The 19,111-nt window shown below is 66.5% G+C and carries 14 protein-coding genes and 1 tRNA gene; 6 read left to right on the top strand and 9 right to left on the bottom strand.

Features of this window, described 5'->3' with window-relative positions; translation table 11 throughout:
• Positions 1-30 precede the first annotated feature (30 nt).
• Positions 31-107, bottom strand: a tRNA-His gene (locus HZA32_02230).
• A gap of 105 nt (positions 108-212) precedes the next feature.
• On the opposite strand from HZA32_02230, the gene HZA32_02225 reads away from it, so the two are divergent.
• The 3 genes from HZA32_02225 to HZA32_02215 all read left to right on the top strand — a co-directional run bounded on the left by HZA32_02225 (position 213) and on the right by HZA32_02215 (position 2,824).
• Positions 213-1,007, top strand: coding sequence for an endonuclease/exonuclease/phosphatase family protein (locus tag HZA32_02225; protein MBI5422875.1), 795 nt, complete (start codon positions 213-215; stop codon positions 1,005-1,007).
• Between the two features lie 81 nt (positions 1,008-1,088).
• Positions 1,089-1,898 (top strand): tryptophan synthase subunit alpha, encoded by an 810-nt coding sequence (locus tag HZA32_02220; protein MBI5422874.1) that lies wholly within the window; start codon positions 1,089-1,091, stop codon positions 1,896-1,898.
• Positions 1,899-1,903: 5 nt separating this feature from the next.
• Positions 1,904-2,824 carry a diguanylate cyclase gene (locus HZA32_02215; GenBank protein MBI5422873.1) on the top strand — a complete coding sequence of 307 codons (921 nt, stop codon included), beginning with the start codon at positions 1,904-1,906 and terminating at the stop codon, positions 2,822-2,824.
• Positions 2,825-3,026: 202 nt separating this feature from the next.
• Here the strand turns inward: HZA32_02215 and HZA32_02210 are convergent, their stop codons facing one another.
• Complete coding sequence (locus HZA32_02210; protein MBI5422872.1) at positions 3,027-3,926, bottom strand: diacylglycerol kinase family lipid kinase; 900 nt, start codon at positions 3,924-3,926, stop codon at positions 3,027-3,029.
• Positions 3,927-4,015: 89 nt separating this feature from the next.
• Between HZA32_02210 and miaA the strand changes: the two genes are divergently transcribed.
• The gene (miaA, locus tag HZA32_02205) at positions 4,016-4,927 is read left to right on the top strand and encodes a tRNA (adenosine(37)-N6)-dimethylallyltransferase MiaA (protein ID MBI5422871.1); all 912 of its coding nucleotides are present in this window, start codon (positions 4,016-4,018) and stop codon (positions 4,925-4,927) included.
• A gap of 229 nt (positions 4,928-5,156) precedes the next feature.
• Here the strand turns inward: miaA and HZA32_02200 are convergent, their stop codons facing one another.
• The 5 genes from HZA32_02200 to HZA32_02180 form a co-directional block, all read right to left on the bottom strand.
• Positions 5,157-8,498: a TonB-dependent receptor gene (locus HZA32_02200; protein MBI5422870.1), complete on the bottom strand. Its 3,342-nt coding sequence runs from the start codon at positions 8,496-8,498 to the stop codon at positions 5,157-5,159.
• A 210-nt stretch (positions 8,499-8,708) separates the two neighbouring features.
• Positions 8,709-9,428: a tetratricopeptide repeat protein gene (locus HZA32_02195; GenBank protein MBI5422869.1), complete on the bottom strand. Its 720-nt coding sequence runs from the start codon at positions 9,426-9,428 to the stop codon at positions 8,709-8,711.
• Positions 9,429-9,571: 143 nt separating this feature from the next.
• A complete protein-coding gene (locus HZA32_02190; GenBank protein ID MBI5422868.1) occupies positions 9,572-10,960 on the bottom strand; it encodes a tryptophanase in 1,389 nt (462 codons plus the stop codon).
• 198 nt (positions 10,961-11,158) lie between these two features.
• Positions 11,159-12,631, bottom strand: coding sequence for a TolC family protein (locus tag HZA32_02185; GenBank protein ID MBI5422867.1), 1,473 nt, complete (start codon positions 12,629-12,631; stop codon positions 11,159-11,161).
• Between the two features lie 279 nt (positions 12,632-12,910).
• Complete coding sequence (locus HZA32_02180) at positions 12,911-14,578, bottom strand: peptidyl-prolyl cis-trans isomerase (GenBank protein ID MBI5422866.1); 1,668 nt, start codon at positions 14,576-14,578, stop codon at positions 12,911-12,913.
• A gap of 162 nt (positions 14,579-14,740) precedes the next feature.
• Here HZA32_02180 and HZA32_02175 point away from each other — a divergent pair, with 162 nt between their 5' ends.
• Together HZA32_02175 and HZA32_02170 are read left to right on the top strand one after the other, a co-directional pair.
• Positions 14,741-15,907, top strand: a complete 1,167-nt coding sequence (locus HZA32_02175) for a sensor histidine kinase (protein MBI5422865.1) — start codon at positions 14,741-14,743, stop codon at positions 15,905-15,907.
• Positions 15,870-16,520 (top strand): response regulator transcription factor, encoded by a 651-nt coding sequence (locus HZA32_02170; protein MBI5422864.1) that lies wholly within the window; start codon positions 15,870-15,872, stop codon positions 16,518-16,520. The genes HZA32_02175 and HZA32_02170 overlap by 38 nt, the downstream gene beginning before the upstream one ends.
• A gap of 180 nt (positions 16,521-16,700) precedes the next feature.
• Here HZA32_02170 and HZA32_02165 read toward each other — a convergent pair whose 3' ends face one another.
• On the bottom strand, positions 16,701-18,221 hold the full coding sequence (locus HZA32_02165) for a YihY/virulence factor BrkB family protein (GenBank protein MBI5422863.1): 1,521 nt from the start codon (positions 18,219-18,221) through the stop codon (positions 16,701-16,703).
• A 28-nt stretch (positions 18,222-18,249) separates the two neighbouring features.
• On the bottom strand, positions 18,250-19,017 hold the full coding sequence (locus HZA32_02160; GenBank protein MBI5422862.1) for a hypothetical protein: 768 nt from the start codon (positions 19,015-19,017) through the stop codon (positions 18,250-18,252).
• Positions 19,018-19,111: the final 94 nt, after the last annotated feature.

Genomic DNA, 19,111 nt, shown 5'->3' with positions numbered 1-19,111 from the left:
CGGGCGGGAGTCGGTCCTGTCCTCGCAAAATGGGGCGGCCAACGGGACTCGAACCCGCGACCCCAAGATCCACAATCTTGTGCTCTAACCAACTGAGCTATGACCGCCGTGAAAAAACGAGCGGTGAAGTTCCCCAGCGGCCCGCTGGCTGTCAATCCTTCTCTCGTCATTTCCCCGTTGCGCCCGCGGCGAAGCAGGCTTGGTTTCACAACATGGCGCGGATCCGACTGTTGACCTACAACATCGCCCACGCCCGCGGGCTGAGTCTCCACCAAACGTTGCGGTCGCGCGCCCGGATTCGGGCCCAGCTCGTCAACATCGCGCACCTCATCAAGCGCCTCGATGCCGACATCGTCGCGCTCCAGGAGATCGACGAGAACTCGCGCTGGAACGGCAGCTTCGACCACCTCGCGTTTCTCGCCGAGCACACCGGGCTGCCGCATTTCGTCCACGGTGTGAACAACCGCCTCGCACGCTTCGGGGGACATCTGCACCTGAACTACGGCAATGCCGTCCTGTCGCGCTACCCGATTGCCCACCACGAAAATGTCCCGTTTGGCCGGCGGGTGATCGGCGAAAAAGGCGCGCTCTTCACCGAGATCGAGACGCCGGCCGGACGCGTGCCGGTGATGAGCGTCCACATGCACCACCGCTCGCGCACCTCACGCCTCAAGCAGGCGGCGCGGCTCATCGAGTTTATCGATCACCAGCGGATGCATCGCGGAGCCCATTGGCGTGCGCGGCCGATTCTGTGCGGCGACATGAACAACCCCTCCCACACGCCCGACGCGACGGCGATGTTGCTCGGTTACTTCGAGGAGTTCGACAACTACACGCTTCTGCCCAAGGGGCTCGCCGGGCGGGCGCTGCACACGTTCCCGTCCTTTTTCCCGAGTCGGGCCCTGGACTACATCTACCTGCCGAGCCAGTGCTGCGACCCCGAGGTGACAGTGGTGCGCAGCTACCTGTCGGATCACCGGCCGGTGCTGGTCGAGTTCCGTCTCTGAGCCGGTTGCGTTCTACGCCCCGCGCCTGACGCAATTCCGCGTTGCGCCTCGCCTGCGGCGTGTGCTCTGTTCGCCGCTCCCATGGATCGCATCGCCGACGCTTTTGCCCGCACCCGCGCCGAAAAACGCGCCGCCTTCGTCGCCTACTTGTGCGCGGGCGATCCGGACTTCGACACCTCGCTCGCCGCCTGTCGCGCAGTGATCGAGGCGGGCGTCGACGTGCTGGAACTCGGCGTGCCGTTCTCCGATCCGCTGGCGGACGGACTCACCAATCAACTCGCCGCCCAACGCGCGCTCGAGAGCGGCATGACGGTCGCGCGCGTGCTCGAACTCGTGCGGCGCATCCGCGAGTTCAGCGCGGTGCCGGTGGTCTTCTACACCTACTACAACCTCGTGTTCGCGAACGGCGTCGACGCCTCGGTGCGCGCGGCGAAGGAAGCCGGCGCTGATGGCATGCTCGTGCTCGACCTGCCGCCGGAGGAAGCCGGAGACTTCAGCGCCGCGTGCCAGGCGCACGGGATGAAGAGCGTGTTCATCGTCGCGCCGACGACACCCGACGCGCGCCTTGTAAAGATCTGCGGCGCGGCGACCGGCTTCATCTACTACGTTTCCCGCGAGGGCGTGACGGGCGAGCGCGGCGAAGTGGCCGCGGGCATCGGCGAGGCGGTCGCACGCATCAAGGCGCACACGGCGCTGCCGGTCGTCGTCGGCTTCGGTATTTCGAATCGCGAGCAGGTTCGCGCCGTCGCCGCTTCGCGGACGGACGGCGTGGTCGTCGGCTCGGCGCTGGTCAACGTGATCAAGGCCAACCTCGCTGCGCGCGACGCGATCGCGCCGCAACTCAAAGCGAAGGCCGCCGACCTCGTCGCCGGCGTGCGCGGAGCCGCTTGAACGCCATGGTCACGCGCGCGCGCAGGATTCTGCTGATCGACGACGATCGTCTGCAGCATCATCTCGTGCAGGGCTTCGTGGCCAAGTTCCGCAGCGGACCGTGGGAGCTGGAGGTGGCGGCCGATTACGACACCGGGTTGAAGAAACTCCTTTCCGGCAAATACTCCGTCTGCCTGCTCGACTACCGTTTGGGCGAGCGGGACGGACTCGAGCTGCTGCGCGAGGCACGTGCCGCCGACGGCGGGACGCCCGTCGTGTTTCTGACCGCCGACGCGAGCGACGAGATCGACGACGCAGCGATGGAAGCGGGCGCCATGGACTATCTGGTGAAGGGCGACCTCAACGCGCGCATCCTCGAGCACGCGATCCGCTACGCGCGCAAGCTCGGCGAGACGATGGGGCAGCTGAAGTTGTTGGCCACGCGCGACGCGCTCACCGGCCTGCACAACCGCCGCGAGTTCGACCGCATGGTCGCGGAGGAATGCCAGCGCGCGACGCGCTTCGGGCATCCCTTCGCGCTCGTGATGGCGGACATCGATTTCTTCAAGAAAATCAACGACACGCACGGCCACCAAGTCGGTGACGAGGTGCTGAAACACGTCGCGAGCCTCCTCGCGGGTCAGCTGCGCGTCGTCGATCGCATCGCGCGCTACGGCGGCGAGGAGTTCGCCATCCTCATGGTCGAAACCGACCGCAAGCAGGCCGTGGAAGGCATCCAACGTTTGTTCGCTTTGCTGGCGGAGACGCCTTGTCAGCCTGCCGGCACGGAGCTGACGTTGAACGTCACGCTCAGCGCCGGTCTCGCGATCATGCCCGACGATTCGGCGACATGCGAACAGCTCATCGCGGCCGCCGACAAAGCGCTCTACGCGGCCAAGCACGCGGGACGCAACCGCGTGGTGACGGCGCATAGTTTGAAAAACTGAACGGGCGGCGGTTTTCCGGTGGCCCGCGACCTCCGGGTGCGGGAGGCGTGTGAGGTTTGCCGATCAAAGCATTTGGAGGGCGCGCCTCCCGGCGCGCGGCGAACCACTTTCCCCGCTGCGGAGCGAAACGGCGCGGCAGTAGCCGCGCCCTCCAGGAATCGCTTACGTCGTGCGGCGATGGCCGGCCGAACGCCATCCAGAATCAGGACTGCGTTTCCAGCGCCGTCGTGCGCGGCACCATCACGCGCAGGCTGCGGGGGAGCACGGAGACTTCGATGCGTGAAGTCTCGGCGCGCGGCTCGCCGTCGGTGTGCATCCAACCCGGCTTCGCGCGTTCGATGACGAATTTGCTGCCTTGGAAATGCCGGACGTCCGGCACGCGATTGATCGAGCCGTGGAAAAGGCGAATCGCGAGCGGCACGGCGCGGAAGGCGTTCACGTGCGGCACGGCGACGACGTCCAGCATGCCGTCGCTGACGGAGGCGTCGGGCGCGATGTAGGCGTTGTTGCCGTATTGGGAGGAGTTGGCGATCGCGAGGGTGAAGGCGTCGAAGGTGTCCTTGCCCGCGGCGTGGTGCACCGTGTAGCGCTCGGGCTGGTAGTTCCACCAAGCCTTGGCGCTTTCCTTCAGGTAGCCGGCGAAGCCGCGCGACGTGAGCAAGGCGAAGCGCTCGGCGATGAGAGCCTCGAAGCCGGTGCCGGCGGCGCAGAAGAAGAGGTGCTGGTTGACCTTGCCGGCGTCGATGGTCGTCACGGCGCCCTCGGCGAGCGCGCGGAAGGCGCCTTTGCCCGCGCGCGGGATGCCGAGGTGGCGGCCGAGACCGTTGCCGGAGCCGCAGGGGATAAGGCCGAACGCGGCGGGCGTGTTCACGAGGGCGCTGGCGACCTCGTTCATCGTGCCGTCGCCACCGATGGCGACGACGAGTTCGCAGCCCTCGTCGACGGCGGCGCGCGCGAGGTCGGTGGCGTGGCGCGGGCGCTCGGTGGAGACGACTTTACCGTCCCAACCGCAATGGGCGATGAACTCAGCCGCTTTGTCGCGGAGGTGCGGGTTGCGGCGGTTGGAACCGGAGTGGGGATTGAAGATGAACCGGACTTTCAAGGCGCGTGCGGGGAGCAGAGCCGAAAGCGGCGGGCGGTTGAAGGCAAAAGGAGTTTGGCAACAATCACGTGACGGCGTTCTGTGGCCGCGTGAACGGCGTCATCCAGGTGCTCACGGGCTGCACGGCGGTCGGCAAGACCGAGTTGGCGCTGCGCTGGGCGGAAGCGAACGGTGCCGAGATCGTGTCGTGCGATTCGCTGCTGTTCTACCGCGGCATGGACATCGGCACGGCGAAGCCGACGAAGGCCGAACTCGCGCGCGTGCCGCATCACTTGATCGACGTGTGCGATGTGCGCGAGCGGATGGATGTTACTCATTATGTAACGAAGGCGCGGGTGGCGGTGGACGAAGTGTTAGCGCGGAGGAAGCGGGTTTTGGTGACGGGCGGGAGCGGGTTTTATCTCGCGGCGTTTTTCGGGCCGGTGGCGGATGACGTCGAGATCGCGGCGGAATTGCGGGAGGAAATCCGAATGCGGCTGGAGCGGGACGGCCTGACGGCGGTCGTCGCCGAGTTGCGCGCGCTCAATCCGGGCGGACTAGGCGCGCTCGATGTGCAGAATCCGCGGCGCGTGACGCGGGCGCTGGAGCGCTGTCGGGCGAGCGGGCGGACGATCGCGGAGTTGCAGGCGGAGTTCGCGGCGCGGCCGGGGCCGTTTGCGGACTTCGAGGTGAAGCTGTGCGAAATGGTCCGCGAGCCGACGGAACTGGAGGGTCGCGTCGAGGCGCGTGTGAGGCAGATGTTGCGCGATGGGCTCTTGGACGAAGTGCGCGGGTTGATCGGACGTGGATTGAAGGAGAATCCGAGTGCGGCGAAGGCGATCGGGTATCGCGAGACGATCGATTTTATCGAGGGCCGGCTGGCCGAGGCGGAGTTGCTGCCGGCGATCGTGAAGAACACGCGGGCGCTGGTGAAGAAGCAGCGCACGTGGTTCAAGACGCAGCTGCCGGAGCATCGGCGCGTGGAGGCCGCGACGGCGCGGGTCGAAGAGTTGTTCGGGTGAGGCGCGCGCGAGCGCGCGGCCGACGGCGGGCTGAGGATTGCCGATGGATCGTCACGGCCCGCGTTGCGGGGCTCGCGATGGCAACCGGTGGGGTAGGGCGAGTCGTCCCTGACGAGCCGCCATGCGCATGGGGCGTGGTTCGTGGCTCGTCGGGACGACTCGCCCTACCAACAAAAAGGCGGCTCCGGGATCGGAGCCGCCTTTGCGATTAAACGAGTTGAGCGCGCGCTTAGAAGCGCAGGCGGGCGCCGACTTGGATGCGCCAGCGGGAGGCGAGCGGGTTGACCGTCGCTTCGGCCGGCACGTAGTTGCCGCCGGCGTCGAGGGTGACGCCGCTCGGCTTGATCTGGCCGGTGGAGTTGTAGGCGGCGCTGCCGGCGAGGCGGCGGGCGTAGACGCCGTTGTTGTTGCCGAGTTCTTCGACGTAGCCGAAGGTCTCGCGGCTGAGCCAGTAGCCGAAGTTGATGAAGTCGGCGAAGAGCTCGAGCTCGGCGGGCTTGTAGAGCGGGATCTTCTGGCTGAAGCGGAGGTCGAGGCGGTTCTGCCAGGGCAGGTTGAACTTGTTGCGCGGGGCGTAGCTGCCGGCGTATTTGCTGAGCTCGCTGTTCGCGAAGTAGTTCACGTAAGCCTGGGCTTGCGCGGCGGTGAGGCCGGAGAAGTCCATCTTCGAGTCGCTGAGGCCGGTGGGCACGTAGACGAGGTCGTTGCCGGAGACGCCGTCGGTGTTGAGGTCGTTCGAGTAGGCGAACGAGTAGGGGTTGCCGGTGCGGCCTTCGTAGTAGAGCGAGGCGTAGGATTTCCAGTTCTTGAGGAACTCGAACTCGCGGGTGAGCGTGAGCTGGAGGCGGTCCTTGACCTCGAAGTCGGAGGTGGAGACCTCGACGGCGTTCTGGTTGAAGACGGCGTTGCGGGTCCAGCCGTCGACGGCGACGGTCTGGCCGGTGGATTGGGCTTCGGTGGAGCGGCCCTTGGTGAACGCGACGTTGGCGGCCCAGTGGCTCTTCATCGGGCGGTCCCACATGAGTGTGACGTAGGAGCTCGCGCCTTCGGAGACGTTGCGGACGCGGATGACTTCGTTGAACGCGGTGTTGAAGGCGGCGGCGCTGTTCGAGCCGGCGGAGATGCTGCCGTTCGGGTTGACGACAAAGTTGAAGCGCTGGCGGCCGTCGAGGCCGATCGCGGGACCGCTGGTGCCGGTGACGACGAGCGGTTTGATGTTCAGGTTGTCGGAGAACAGCGCGTTGTCCTGCTTGGTGTAGACGTATTCGACGGTGAAGTTGCCGCCGAGGGCGTTGGCCTTCCAGTCGAGCGCGAGGTTGCCGCGCATGACAGCCGGGAGGTGGATCTTGTCCTGGAGCAGGTTGATCGTGCGGCGGGCGTTCGGATCGCCGTCGGTGGCGGCGACGCCGATCGGGCTGGCCGGGTCGAACTGGTTGTTGATGTAGCTGACGAGGCTCGGGGGCGGCGTGGCGGTGGTGAGCGTGTTGGTGATGCCGAAGCGGCCGACGCCGGGGTTGGAGAAGGAGTTCGAAAAGAACACCCACGGCGCGCGGCCGAGGAAGCGGCCGAGGCCGCCGCGGAGCTGGAGGGTGCGGGCGTCGTCGATCGACCAGTTGAAGCCGGCGCGCGGCGAGAATTCGGTCACGCCGTCGGGCAGGCCGTCGTTGCGCGTGCCGAACGCGGTCTGGAACGCGGTGTTGAGGATCGGGCGGATGCTGGAGCCGACGAGGTCTTCGCGGACGCCGAAGGTGAAGTTGAGGCGCGGGGTCGCGTCCCATTTCGCCTGGGCGTAGAGGCCGGTGATGTCGAACTGCGAGACGTCGGCGGCGGGTGTGCCTTGCACGTAGTATTCGCGGCGGAAGGCGTTCGGCGTGTCGGCGAGGAACGCGTTGATGTCGGCGTATTCGAAGAGGCCGTAGGAGCCGGCGCGGAAGAGATTGTAGAAGTCGCTGTTCTCGCGATCGAGGCCGGCGGAGAGCGTGAGGTTGTTCAGGAAGTAGTCGGCGTGCGCGGCGTAGCTCTTGGTCTCGACGCGGATGATGTTGCCGTGGCGGAACTGCTCGGTGCCGAAGAAGAGGACGCCGTTGTTGATCGCGGTGCCGGCGTTGTTGATGCCGGAGACGCCGAAGATGCGGACTTCGGGGAAGGCGATCGGGCTGGTGGTGAGCTGCTCGTAGGAAGTCTTCGCGTAGCGCAGCTCGGTCTTGAGGTCAGGCGTCCAGCTGGAGAAGAGGGTGCCGGCCCAGACTTTTTCGGTGCGTTGCTGGGTGTAGAAGTTCGAGGAGAGGTTCGTGCCGCGGGAGGCGGTGTTCACGAGCGAGGTCGACGGGGCGAAGGTGCTCGTGGTGCTGAAGCGGCCGAACTGCGGGAGGGTGCCCTTGGTCTCGTTGTAGCGGACGGAGAGGCGATGGTCGGCGTTGATGCGCCAGTCGATCTTGCCGAGGCGTTTTTCTTCCTGCGTCTGCAGCGGGGAGCCGCCGAAGGTGCCGAAGTCGGCCTTCTTGGCGCCGAGGGCGGTGTTGATCGCGGCGAGGCGGGTGTTGATGGCCGTGAGATCGGTCGAGGTCGGCGTGAAGCCGGGGACGCTGGCGGCGGACTCGCGGTCGAACTTCTCGTAGTTGAGGAAGAAGAACAGGTGGTCCTTCCAGATCGGGCCGCCGAGCGTGGCGCCCCAGGTTTTCTGCGTGTCGAGCGGCTTGATGCCTTCGATCGGCACAGAGGAGGTGCCGGAGACGTCTTTTCCGGCGAGGTTCTTCGAGGTGTAGTAGGTGTAGATCGAGCCGGAGAACTTGTTGGTGCCGGATTTGGTGACGGCGTTGATGGCGGCGCCGGTGAAGCCGCTGTTGCGGACGTCGTAGGGCGAGATGGCGATCGAGAACTGTTCGACGGTGTCGAGGGAGATCGGGTTGAAGAACGACTGGATGCCGGAGGCGTTGAGGCCGAACTGGTCGTTGATGCGGGCGCCGTCGAGGAGGATGGAGTTGTAGCGGTTGTTCTGGCCGACGGCGGTGATCATCTGGTCGTCGCGGTCGGTGATGGCCTGACGGAAGCTGATGAGGGGATTGGTGCGGGCCATGTCGCCGATGGAGCGCTTGGCGGAGGGCTGGGCGGCCATGCGGGCGGCGGTGAGGACGGAGCCGGCGCCGTTGGCGGTGGAGTCGAGGTCGTCGTTCGTGGCGGTGACCTTGAAGGCGTCGAGTTTCACGATCTCGGAATTGAGGGTGAGGTTGACGTCGATTTCGCGGCCGAGCTCGGTGGTGACTTCACTGACGCTGCCGGTGGTGTAGCCGGCGGCGGTGGCGGTGACGGTGTAGGGGCCGCCCGGAGGGAGGCCGCGGAAAATGAAATGGCCGTTGGTGCGCGTGGTGGCGGTGAACACGGCGTTGGTGGGCACGTGCGTGGCGACGACCGTCGCGCCGGCGAGCGGTGCGCCGGTCTTGTCGGTGACGGCGCCCGTCATGCCTGACGACACGATGCCTTGGGCGAGCGTGCTCGGCACGAGCCCGAGCGCGGCGATGAACAGAAACACCGGCAGGAGGAGCCTGCCGAGGAGGGGGGACTTTGGCTTCATTGGTGCAGTGCGCCGTTCGGTGCACGGCCCATGCCACGGCAGTGGATATCACGGCGAGGCGTGGGGCGCGTCGTGTCCGGCGATTAGGTGCGTGCGGTGATAGGCGCGCGCCGCAGCTGCGTCCAGTGGAGTTTTGCGTCTAACAGGAAAAATATGTGACCCGTTTGAGCGGATTTCCGCGTCCGTTCAGCGGTCGGCGACGAAGGTCCCTCAGGGCTTCTTGGGCGCGCCGTTGATGAGGTCGAACAGGCGCTGATCGTTGGGGCTTTGGCCGGGCGATGAGGGTTGGCTCGGGGCGCCGAGCGGGCCGGTGCCACCGGGCATCAGGGGCGCCGGGGCGCCGGAGGCTTGGGCGATGAGATTGCGGGCGTTGGCGGCGTTGGTGCCGTTCGGGAAACGCGCGAGGTAGGCGGTCCAGGTCTCGATGGCCTTGGGGGTGTTCTTTAGATCCTCGAAGTAGAGGCCGCCTTGGTTGAAGAGGCTGAACTCGTGTTGCGGGTTCATGCGCTGGGCGAGCTCGTATTGCGTAAGGGCGTCCTGCGGGCGGCCAGAGAAGCGGTAGGCGTTGCCGAGATCGGTGCGGATGTCGGCGTCATCGCTGCCCTGTTTGATGGCCGATTCGTAGCGGCGGATGGCTTCGGGCCAGTTCTGGTGGTCGTAGTAGAAGTTGCCGAGCGTGCGTTCGGCTTGGGCGGGCGGCATGCCGGCGGTCAGGTCGGCGGGCGGGGCGTGATTGATATCGGCGGGCATGCTGGCGTTGGCAGCGATGGGCATCGCGGAGGCGCGGGCGGCGCGATCGAGTTGGGGGCGCAGCGCGAGGTAGGTGACGGTGGAACCGAGCAGCGCGCCGACGATCCCGACCATGAGGAAGGGAATCCAGAACGACGGTTGCGCGGGCGGCGGCGTGGAAGGCGCGGACGGTTTTGCCATGGCGTAAAGCTGGCGCGGGCGGCGCGCGTCGTCGAGCGCGGGCGCGTGGCGTTTGTTGGCGAAGATGTGGCGGGGTTTGGCGAGGGGCGGAGCGAGCGGGGCTCCACTGTGGCTCGCGGCGAGCCCAGCGGTCCCGCCCTACCTCAGGCGAGCAGGGCGCCGCCGACGGGCGCGAGCCGGGCGGTGAAGTGGCGGAGGAGCGGTGGGGCTTCGACGATCTTCACGCCGCGGATGCGGGACTTCTGGCTGTTCACGTGGAGGATGACTTCGAGGAGATAGTCGACGTGGCTCTGCGTGTAGACGCGGCGCGGGAAGGCGAGGCGGACGAGCTCCATCGGCGACGGTTTCTCGGTGCCGTCGGGTTGGCGGCCGAACATCACGGAGCCGATCTCGACGGAGCGCACGCCGCCTTCGAGGTAGAGTGCGCAGGACAAGGCCCACGCCGGGAACTCGCTTTGCGGGATGTGCGGGAGCATGCCCTTCGCGTCGATGTAGATGGCGTGTCCGCCGGTGGGCTGGACGATGGGAACGCCGGCGGCGGTGAGCTTTTCGCCGAGGTATTCGACGGAGCGGATGCGGTAACGCAGGTAGTCCTCGTCGAGCACTTCGCGCAGGCCGACGGCGAGCGCTTCGAGGTCGTAGCCGGCGAGGCCGCCGTAGGTGGGGAAGCCTTCGGTGAGGATGAGATTGTTGCGGCACTTGACGGCGAGGGCGTCGTCGTTGAGCGCGAGGAACCCGCCGATGTTCACGAGGCCGTCCTTCTTGGCGGACATGGTGCAGCCGTCGGCGTAGCTGAACATCTCGCGCGCGATCTCGAGCGGCGTGCGGTCGTGCTGGCCGGGCTCGCGCTGTTTGATGAACCACGCGTTCTCGGCGAAGCGGCAGCAGTCGAGGATGAGCGGCACGTCGTGGCGGCGGCAGATGGCGGCGGCGTCGCGGATGTTGGCGAGCGCGACTGGCTGGCCGCCGCCGGAGTTGTTCGTGACGGTGATCATCGCGAACGGCACGCGGCCGGCGTTTTCGGTGAGGCAGCGCTCGAGGGCGACGAGGTCGATGTTGCCTTTGAACGGCGCGACGAGCGACGGCTGCGTGGCTTCGGCGCAGCGCAGATCGACGGCGCGGACGCCAAGGGCCTCGAGGTTGGCGCGCGTGGTGTCAAAGTGCGTGTTGTTCGGCACGACTTGTCCGCTGGTGCAGGCGCTGGAGAACAGGATGCGCTCGGCGGCGCGGCCTTGGTGAGTGGGGATGATGTGCTTGAGGCCGGTGATCTCGCGCGCGGCGGACTCGAATTTGAAAAACGAGCGCGCGCCGGCGTAGGACTCGTCGCCCTGCATCATGCCGGCCCATTGCGCGGCGGACATGGCGCCGGTGCCGGAGTCGGTGAGCAGATCGATGATGACGTCCTCGGCGCGGAGTTTGAAGAGATTGTAGTCCGCGACGGTGAGAGCGGCGACGCGTTGCTCGCGTGTGGTGAAGCGGATGGGCTCGACCGCCTTGATGCGGAAAGGCTCGATGATGGTCTTGAAGTGCATGCGGGGTTTTTGCCCGCAGGATATCGCCGCGCGCGTGGCGCGTGCCAATGGAAAGTGGGTAGGCCGAAAGGAGTAGGGGGACTGAGTAGCGAGTAGCGGGTAGCGAGTAGTGAGTAGGAAATGAAAAAGCCCCGCGGGGTGCGGGGCTTGGTTTCAGGCGGCGTAGCTTTTAGGGCGGTTGGGGCAACCGCCCCTACCTCATTGCAGCGTCAGGCCGTAGCGCTGGAGCGCGCTGCCTTCGAGGCGGTAGAGCGCGGTGTAGGAATTGCGGAGCGCGACCTTGGCTTGGAGTTCGTTGACTCGGGCGGTTTCGAGGTCGTTCTGCGCTTCGAGGACACGGCGGGAAGTCGAGAGGCCGGCGGTGAAGCGCGCTTGCTCGAGTTCGTATTGCTTCTCGCTCAGCTGGCGGGCCTGCGCGGAGATTTTCACGCTTTCGGTGTTGGTCTCGACGGCGCGAACGGCGGCGCGAACTTGCACCTCGATGGTCTGCTCGAGCGAGCGGACGCTGATCTCCTGCTGGGTGACGGTGGCGAGGGCCTGGCGGTAGCGGGCGCGGTCGGCTTTCTGGCCCCACGGGAGATTGACGGCGAGGTCGACCTGCCACGAGTTGCTGTCGCGATCGAGCGCGCTGCTGACGGCGGAGGAGTAGCTGCGGGTGGACGGGTAGGAATTGAAGCCGACGGCGCCGCCGACGCTGACGTCGGGGAGGCGGTTGCTCTTGGCGACGCGGGCGTCGAGCTGGAGTTGGTCGAGCAGGAGCTTGGCGGAAATGTAGTCGGGCTGGTGGAGCTTCGCGGCGTTGTAGGACGAGGCGAAGGTGGGAATCTCCGGCGCGGCGGAGGGGAGGGCGACGGTGCCGACGACGGAATCGAGTTCGAATTGGCCGATCAGCGCGAGCAGGGCTTCCTCGGAGTCCTTCACGTTCTGCTCGGAGAGAAGGAGGCTGCGACGGGCGTTGGCGACGCCGACGTCGGCTTGGAGGACATCTAGGTCGGTGGCGACGCCGGTCTGGCGGCGGGTCTTGGCTTCGTCGAGCAGGCGCTCGGCGAGGGCGAGGGAGAACTTGAAGACCTCGCGCTGCTCGCGGGCGTAGGCGAGGGCGTAGTAGGCGTTCTCGGTGCGCTGGATGATGTCGAGGACGCTGGCTTCGTAGTTGAGGTTGGCGCGTTCGAGGCCGATCTGGGCGCGCTTGATGGGGGCGCGGTTCACTTCGAGGCCGGCGCCGGCGAGGAGCGGCTGGCGGACGGAGACGGTGAGGTCGGAATTGTAGGCCGGGTTGACGGCGGAAAAGTAGGAGGTCTCGGTGCGGTCGAGCTTGGTGCTGACGGAGGCGGTGGTGCCGGTTTGGAAGACCTCACTGACGCTGAAGCGCGTGTCGCCGGTCTTGACCTTGGTGCCGGGCGTGGTGCCGTCCTGCGTGGTGCGGGAGAGGCCGCGGGAGGTGGAGAAAGAGAAATTCGGCAGGTAGGTGCTCTGCGCGATGTCGATCTGGTCCTTCGCGATCTGCGGGCTGAGGCGGCCGGCCTCGAGGGTGAAGTTGCGCTGGAGCGCGCGCTTGATGGCTTCGTCGACCGTGAGGCTGCCCGGCGCGGGAGCGGCGGTTTGCGCGGCGAGACCGAGGGCGGAGACGAGGAGGGCCGTGGAGGCGAGGGCGAGGCGGCGGAGGTTCATTCGGTTAACGGAAAGTGGTGGGAAAAGGACACGCGGGCGGCGCGAAAGTTGGATGATTTTGCGGAGTGATACGCGAAGTGGCGCGCAAACCCTGCGATGTCACCGAGTATGCGGGCCGCCGTCGGCGGGGCAGGGTGATTGCGGGCGGGCGGTCATTCGACGGGATAGACGGCGTGCTGGCCAGCGAGTTACGCGGGGGACGCGGATCGAGCGGTGGGAAAAAACGAAGGGGCGCAGCGAACTGCGCCCCTGGGAAATGCGACGCGACTTGGCGCGTGGTCAGGGCGCGGCGTTTTTCGCGGGCGCGTTCTTCTTCAGCTCGGCTTCGACGAGGGCGGAGAGCGTGGCGCTCTCGTTGGCGGCCGCGGTGTATTGCGCGAGCTGCTTTTGAATCTCGGCGTAGCGCGGGTTGGCGGTCGAGGTGTCGGGGAGCTTGCGATCGACGACGAGCGTGAAGACGCCCTTGTCGCCGGTGGCGACCATCTCGGAGACTTCACCCTTGTCGAGGAACGTCTGGATCGCGCCGTAGGCGGCGTAGGGGAGGTCTTGCGGCGGCTGGCGGACGGAGAAGTTGGCGTAGGACTTCACGTCGAGCTTCTCGGCTTTGGCGACGTCCTCGAACTTGCCGGATTTGGCGGCGACCTGGAGCTTGGCGCGGAGGGCCTTGCCGGCTTCGACGAAGCGCTTGCGCTTCTCGGCTTCCTTGTAGTCGGCGGTGACCTTGTCCTTCACTTCGCCGAGCATCGGCTTGTGGCTCGGGAGGGCATCGTTCCAGAGGAGGACGATGTAGCCTTCGGGCGACGGGACGGGATCGGAGAAGAAGCGGTCCTTGTTGAGGCGCGAGATTTGCTCGGCGTAGTTCGAGAGCCACGGGCGGTCGGCCGGCGGGTTGTCGAAGGTGAAGGGCTGGAGCTGCACGGCGGTGCGGTGCTGCGCGGTGAGGAGCGCGGCGAGGTCGGCGGAGTTGGCGGCGACTTTGCGCTCGTAGACGGCGACGGTGAAGTCGTTGGCGGCTTTCGAGGCGCGGCTGCGGCCGGCGGCGTCCTTCAGGACCTGTTCGACTTGGGCGCGGACTTTCGGGAAGTCGTCGGTCGCGGTCTTGGCGGCGTCGGCGAGCTTGGTGGCGTCCTTCTTGTCGTCCGCGGGCGCGGGGAAGCGGGCTTTGTTCTGCTCGTAGAACGCGCGCATTTCCTGCTCGGTCGGGGCGACGGGCGGAACGAACTCCGCGGTCTTGAACTCGACGATGCTCAGCTTCGGACGGGCGGGGACTTCGTAGCGAAACGCGTTTTCGTCGAAGAATTTTTGGAGTGCCACGTCGTTGGCCTGCACGCCGGCGTCGAAGGAGGCGTAGTCCCAGGAGGCGACGGCGAGCGACCAGGTGGCGTCGCTGCGCTTCAGCTGCTCGGCGACGTCGGAGGGCAGCACGTAGCCGGGGCCGGAGATGATTTTGCCGACGGCTTCGAGGCGCGCGTCGTCGCGGAAGACGCGGTTGGCGTCGGCGATGGTGAACTCGCGGGAGGTCTTGAGGCTGTCTTCGAATTGCTTGTAGCGGGCCTGGTCGAAGTTGCCTTGCTCGTTCTTGAAGGCGGGGAGGTTGCCGATGAACGCGCCGAGTTCCTTCTCGGTGGGCGCGGGGACGTGGAGTTCGTCGGCGAGCGCGAGGCCGGCGATGCGACCGAGCGAGTATTCCTGCAGCTGCGCGCTGGAGGCTTGGTAGGCGCCGCGGAGCTGGGCGGAGAAGTTGCCGTCGCGGAAGACGCGGCGGGCTTCCTGCTCGTTGCCCAAATTGTGGCCGTAGAACCGCTGTTCGAGGAGCTTGTTGCCGGCGCGGCCGATGCCGGGGGCGGCGCCGATCGTGAAGACGAACGAGATGATGGTGACGCCCAGGAGAACCGCGAAGACGGTGCGGAAGTGCTTCTGGAAGTAGGTTTGAATCCAGGAAATCATGGAATGGAAACGTTCTGGCTAGGCTGCGCCCGGGGGGCTGTCAACCGTCGGTTAGGGCGGAGGCGCCGTCAGGGAAAATCGGCGCGGATGGTCGGGCGGCGGCGGACAGATTTTCACTCAGAAAACAATTGGCGGCGCGCGGCGCGCGTCATGCAATCGGGCATGGTCTCACCGAACCGCGACTCCCGTTCCGCCGCGGCGCGTGGCTGGGGACGCTTGACCGATTGGACGATGCAGCGTCTGACCGGTTTGCCGAAGGGCGGTCGGCGTGCGGCCTTCGCGTGGATTGGACTGTTCCTCGCGGCGATCGGCTGGGTCGACTACGTGACCGGCACGCGCGTCTCGATGGGCTTCTTTTATCTGTTCCCCGTCGCGTTGTCGGTGCTCTGGCTGGGTGTCGGCGCGGGATCGACGATGGCGATTGTGAGCTGGCTGGTGCGCGTCATGGCCGATCTCACCGACGATCCGAGAGCATGGCACCAGACGTGGCTGTGGTGGAACTCCGCCACGGCGCTGCTGATGTATTTCACCGTGATCTGGATCTTGCACGCGCTGATCCTGCTGCACCGCCAGCTGGAGCAGCGCGTGATCGAGCGCACGGCCGAATTGGAGCGCGAGACCCTGAAACGGCAAGAGGTGCAGCGCGACCTGCTCGAACTCAGTGAAAGCGAACGCAGCGCGATGGGACGCGAATTGCACGACCAGCTCGGTCAACATCTCGTGGGCACGGCGATGGCGGCTCAGGTGCTGGCGCAGCGGCTGCACGCACACGACGAGAACGGCGCGCGCGAGGCGCGCAAAATTGCCGACTTGGTGGAGCAGGGCATCGCGCAGACGCGTCAGCTCGCCCGGGGCCTGTTGCTCGAACGGATCGAGCCCGCGCGTTTGCCGTCGGAGCTGGTCGAGCTGTGCGCAGGGTTGCGGCAGCAATTCCCCAAGGTGGAATGCGTGGCCAGCGTCGAGACCCCGGCAGGGCTCGCGGACGCCTCGGTGGCGGCGCAGGTGTTCCGCATTGCGCAGGAAGCGGCGCGCAACGCTTGCCGGCACAGTGGCGCGGGGCGCGTGACGGTGACGTTGCACCAGGAAGGTCAGGAGTTGGTGGTTGCCGTCGAAGACAATGGGCGCGGGTTGCGACCGGACGACGAGCGGACGGCGGGGATGGGGCTGCGCATCATGCGTCACCGCGCGGAGCATCTTGGCTCGCGGCTCCTCATCAGCTCGCAACTCGGCCGGGGCACGCGGATCGTGTGTGCCGTGCCGCTCGGGCGGGAGAACGGCAGCAGGATTTCCCATGAAAACAGAGACGATTCGAATCTTCCTGGTCGATGATCACCCGTTGGTGCGCGAGTGGCTCGAACAGTTGCTGCGCAGCGAGCCCGGTTTCGAAGTCGTCGGGCAGGCCGAAGACGCCGCAAGCGCTCTGGCGGCGATGCGCGCTTCGGCGCCGGACATTGCGATCGTCGATCTCACGCTGCGCTCCGGCACGGGCCTCGATTTGATCAAGGACCTGCGGGCGCAGTTGCCCGCCGTGCAGGTCATCGTGCTGTCGATGCACGAGGAGCTCGCGCAAGTGGAGCGGGCGCTGCGCGCGGGCGCGGCCGGCTATGTGATGAAGCGCGAGTCGACGACCCGCATCGTGGAGGCAATCCGCACGGTGCGCAGCGGCAGCGTTTATGCGAATCCAGAAGTGCTCTCCCGCCTGGCCGAGCGCATGGTGGGTCGCCGCAATGCCCCCGGCTCGGTCGATGCCCTGAGCGATCGTGAGCTCGAGGTGTTTCGCCGGATGGGCGAGGGCCATGCGACCAAGCGCATCGCGACGGACCTGGGCGTGAGCATGAAAACGGTGCAGGAGTATCAGGCGCGGATCAAAGACAAGCTCGGCCTCGCCGATGCGACGGAACTCATGCGCGCGGCGGTCCGTTGGACCGAAGGCGTGTTGTGATGCGCGAGGCGTCCGGGCGCGCCTGACAGAAGGATTATCCCCGGTCCTACAGACGGTGGAGGCACCGATGCGCTACTCTCCGAGCCGCGTGTTGGGTTTTTGAACTCGACTAAGTTTAGCACTACGTGCCGCTCGTCTGGATGTTCAGCCAGACGAGCGGTTTGCGTTTAGCCGGTCGCGCTAGCGATTTTCCGGCGCGGCGAACGGCGCGCGCGTGGCCGTGGATTCGAAGTTCTCGAGGAGCTCGTCGAGCGAGCGGCCGCCGATCGCCTCGGGAAGCGCGGCTGCGAGGCGCGCGTGGTAGTGCGCGAGGATGGGGTCGACGCTGTCGAGCATCTCGCCGCTGGGCGATTCGCCGTAGTGGACGAAGAGCTGCTGGAACTGGAGCAGCGTGACCTTGTTGAGCGGCCGCGCGGGCTGGTAGCGGTAGTCGTTCGGGTCCTTGTCCTCGGCGGAGGGGAGCTGCGCGATGAGTTGAAGATCGCAGAGGCGGTTGAGGCTCTCGTTGAGCACCTGAGAGGGCACGCGGATGCGTTGGGCGAGTTGCGTGACGGAGTAGGGCGGCAGGCACTCCTTGAAGCGCCGCGCGATCAATAGCAGCACGAGCAGGGACAAGCTCTCGCGGGCGAAATGGTTGAGGCTGTGCCACGCCGTCTGGCTGCTGCGGTAGTGGACGTTTTGCACCGCGTAGGTGATCTGCCCGCCGACAAGGACGAAGAACCAGAAGATGTAGAGCCCGAGCATCAGCACGATCGGCAGCGCGACGGAGCCGTAGAGGCTTTTGGAGAGAACGACGCGTTTGAAGTAGAGGAACGCGAGGGTGTTGTTCAGCAGCAGCAGCGCAGTGACGACGATCGCGCCGATGAGCGCGGCGCTCCAGCGCACGCGGGTGTTCGGGATGGCGCGGTAGAAGAGCGTCAGGACGATCACAAGCAGCGCGGCCGACGACGAGGGCAGCATCCACGCGAACAGCGCCTTCAGGTGCCCGCCCATCGGGAGACGCTCGAGAAAAACGCCGATGAACGTGCCGGCGGAGAGCAGCGTGAACGACGTGAAGAACAGCAGTGCACCCAGCGTGATGACGGTCCAGTAGTAGACGATGCGCGTGAGCCAGCTGCGCCCGCGGCGGACGCCCCAGATGTCGTTGAAGGCGTTCTCGACCGTCGTGAACAGTTGCACGGCGATGATGAGCAGCGTGAGCAGGCCGAGCGCGCCGGCGGCGCCGGAGCGTGAGCTCTCGATGAGGTGCGTGATGAATTTGACGAGCTCGGGGTCGGGCTGCGTCACGGCCGCGACTTGCTGACCGGGCGGCGGGGCCGCGCGCAATTCCGTCGTGGCATCGTGTTCGGCGTCGGCGGCGGAGGCGGCGCGATCGTATTGCGCGACCTGCGGCGCGACGAACGAGATGATGTTGTTGAGGCTGCGCGCGAGGATGACGGGATCGCGGTCGCCGAGCGCGAAGCCCGCGATGAGCACCGTCAGCGCGACGAGCGGGCCGAGCCCGAGCAGCGAACTGTAGCTGAGCGCCGCGGCGCGCGCAGCGACCTTGAGTTCCTGCAAGCCGGAGATCGTGATCGAGAGCACGCGCAGCACCGCGTAAGCGCGGCCCTTCATCGAGCGATCGCGAGCGGTCGCAGCCGCCCAGATGTCGGTGTGCCAGAGCCGCTGCAGGCGGGCGGCGAGTTGTTTCAGCCAGTTCATGGGAGCGCGGCACGAGTGGCCGCGGAGGTCAGAACAGGTTCATGCCCGCCAGGGCGGCCATGCCGCCGATGCCGGCGAGCAGCGCGACGCCGAGCGGGATGTAACTCAGGAAAATCGTGCTGAAATAGAGCCCGGCCGAGCCGGCGGCCAGAGCGGCGATCGCGACCGGTTCACCCTGCGTCCAGAGAATGAAACCCAGAAAGCCGAATCCGAACACGGCGCGGAAGCGCACGAAGGGATAGAGGCTGATGACTCCGAGCAGCAGCAGCAGGCCGAGGACGAGGTCGAGCGCGCCGAGGAACACCAGCGGCTTGTCGAGCAGCTTGCCGAAATCCATCGCGGTGAGCGCCTCGAGACCGGGCAACATGAGCGCCACGGCGCTGACGAACATGATGATCGCGGCGCCCTTCGTGCCCCACATGGCGGCCTTCATCATGTCGAGCGACTTGTCCTTCTTGCCCTTGGTGTCGTCGGTCTTGCCCTCGGCGGCGTCGAGGAATTGCTGCACCGTGATGGCGGGCGACTTTTCGTCGGCTTTGTTGACGGCCTTGAATTCCTTTTCCTTGAACCCGAGTTTCTTTTTCTCCGGCCAGATCGCGGACTTCAGCGACTCGTTGCTGCCGAAGGTGAGCCACTGTTCGGTGGCGGGATCGTAGTAGTAGGTGTCGACGGTGACTTGGCCGGCTTCGGCGAGCGAAGCGAGTTGCTCGACGGTGAACGGGCCGCGCGCCTCGGCGTCGTTGATGCCGCGGACGTAGTAATCGGGGCCGGAAGAGGGGGAAGCGCCGCTCGACATAGTGCCGGGAATGTTGGGCTGGCCGGAGGCACCGGCAAGAGTGAATTGGTCCGCGAAACACCCGGGGCGCGATCGGGAGGCAAAGTTACGCGGA

The sequence above is a fragment of the Opitutia bacterium genome, from assembly GCA_016217545.1.
Lineage (GTDB): Bacteria > Verrucomicrobiota > Verrucomicrobiia > Opitutales > Opitutaceae > Didemnitutus.
This window is presented reverse-complemented; position numbering and strand designations above follow the sequence as displayed.

Coding starts and splice junctions, on each gene's coding strand:
- HZA32_02225 (MBI5422875.1), top strand. CDS start 213: ATGGCGCGGATCCGACTGTTGACCTACAACATCGCCCACGCCCGCGGG.
- HZA32_02220 (MBI5422874.1), top strand. CDS start 1,089: ATGGATCGCATCGCCGACGCTTTTGCCCGCACCCGCGCCGAAAAACGC.
- HZA32_02215 (MBI5422873.1), top strand. CDS start 1,904: ATGGTCACGCGCGCGCGCAGGATTCTGCTGATCGACGACGATCGTCTG.
- HZA32_02200 (MBI5422870.1), bottom strand. CDS start 8,498: ATGAAGCCAAAGTCCCCCCTCCTCGGCAGGCTCCTCCTGCCGGTGTTT.
- HZA32_02195 (MBI5422869.1), bottom strand. CDS start 9,428: ATGGCAAAACCGTCCGCGCCTTCCACGCCGCCGCCCGCGCAACCGTCG.
- HZA32_02190 (MBI5422868.1), bottom strand. CDS start 10,960: ATGCACTTCAAGACCATCATCGAGCCTTTCCGCATCAAGGCGGTCGAG.
- HZA32_02185 (MBI5422867.1), bottom strand. CDS start 12,631: ATGAACCTCCGCCGCCTCGCCCTCGCCTCCACGGCCCTCCTCGTCTCC.
- HZA32_02180 (MBI5422866.1), bottom strand. CDS start 14,578: ATGATTTCCTGGATTCAAACCTACTTCCAGAAGCACTTCCGCACCGTC.
- HZA32_02175 (MBI5422865.1), top strand. CDS start 14,741: ATGGTCTCACCGAACCGCGACTCCCGTTCCGCCGCGGCGCGTGGCTGG.
- HZA32_02170 (MBI5422864.1), top strand. CDS start 15,870: ATGAAAACAGAGACGATTCGAATCTTCCTGGTCGATGATCACCCGTTG.
- HZA32_02165 (MBI5422863.1), bottom strand. CDS start 18,221: ATGAACTGGCTGAAACAACTCGCCGCCCGCCTGCAGCGGCTCTGGCAC.
- HZA32_02160 (MBI5422862.1), bottom strand. CDS start 19,017: ATGTCGAGCGGCGCTTCCCCCTCTTCCGGCCCCGATTACTACGTCCGC.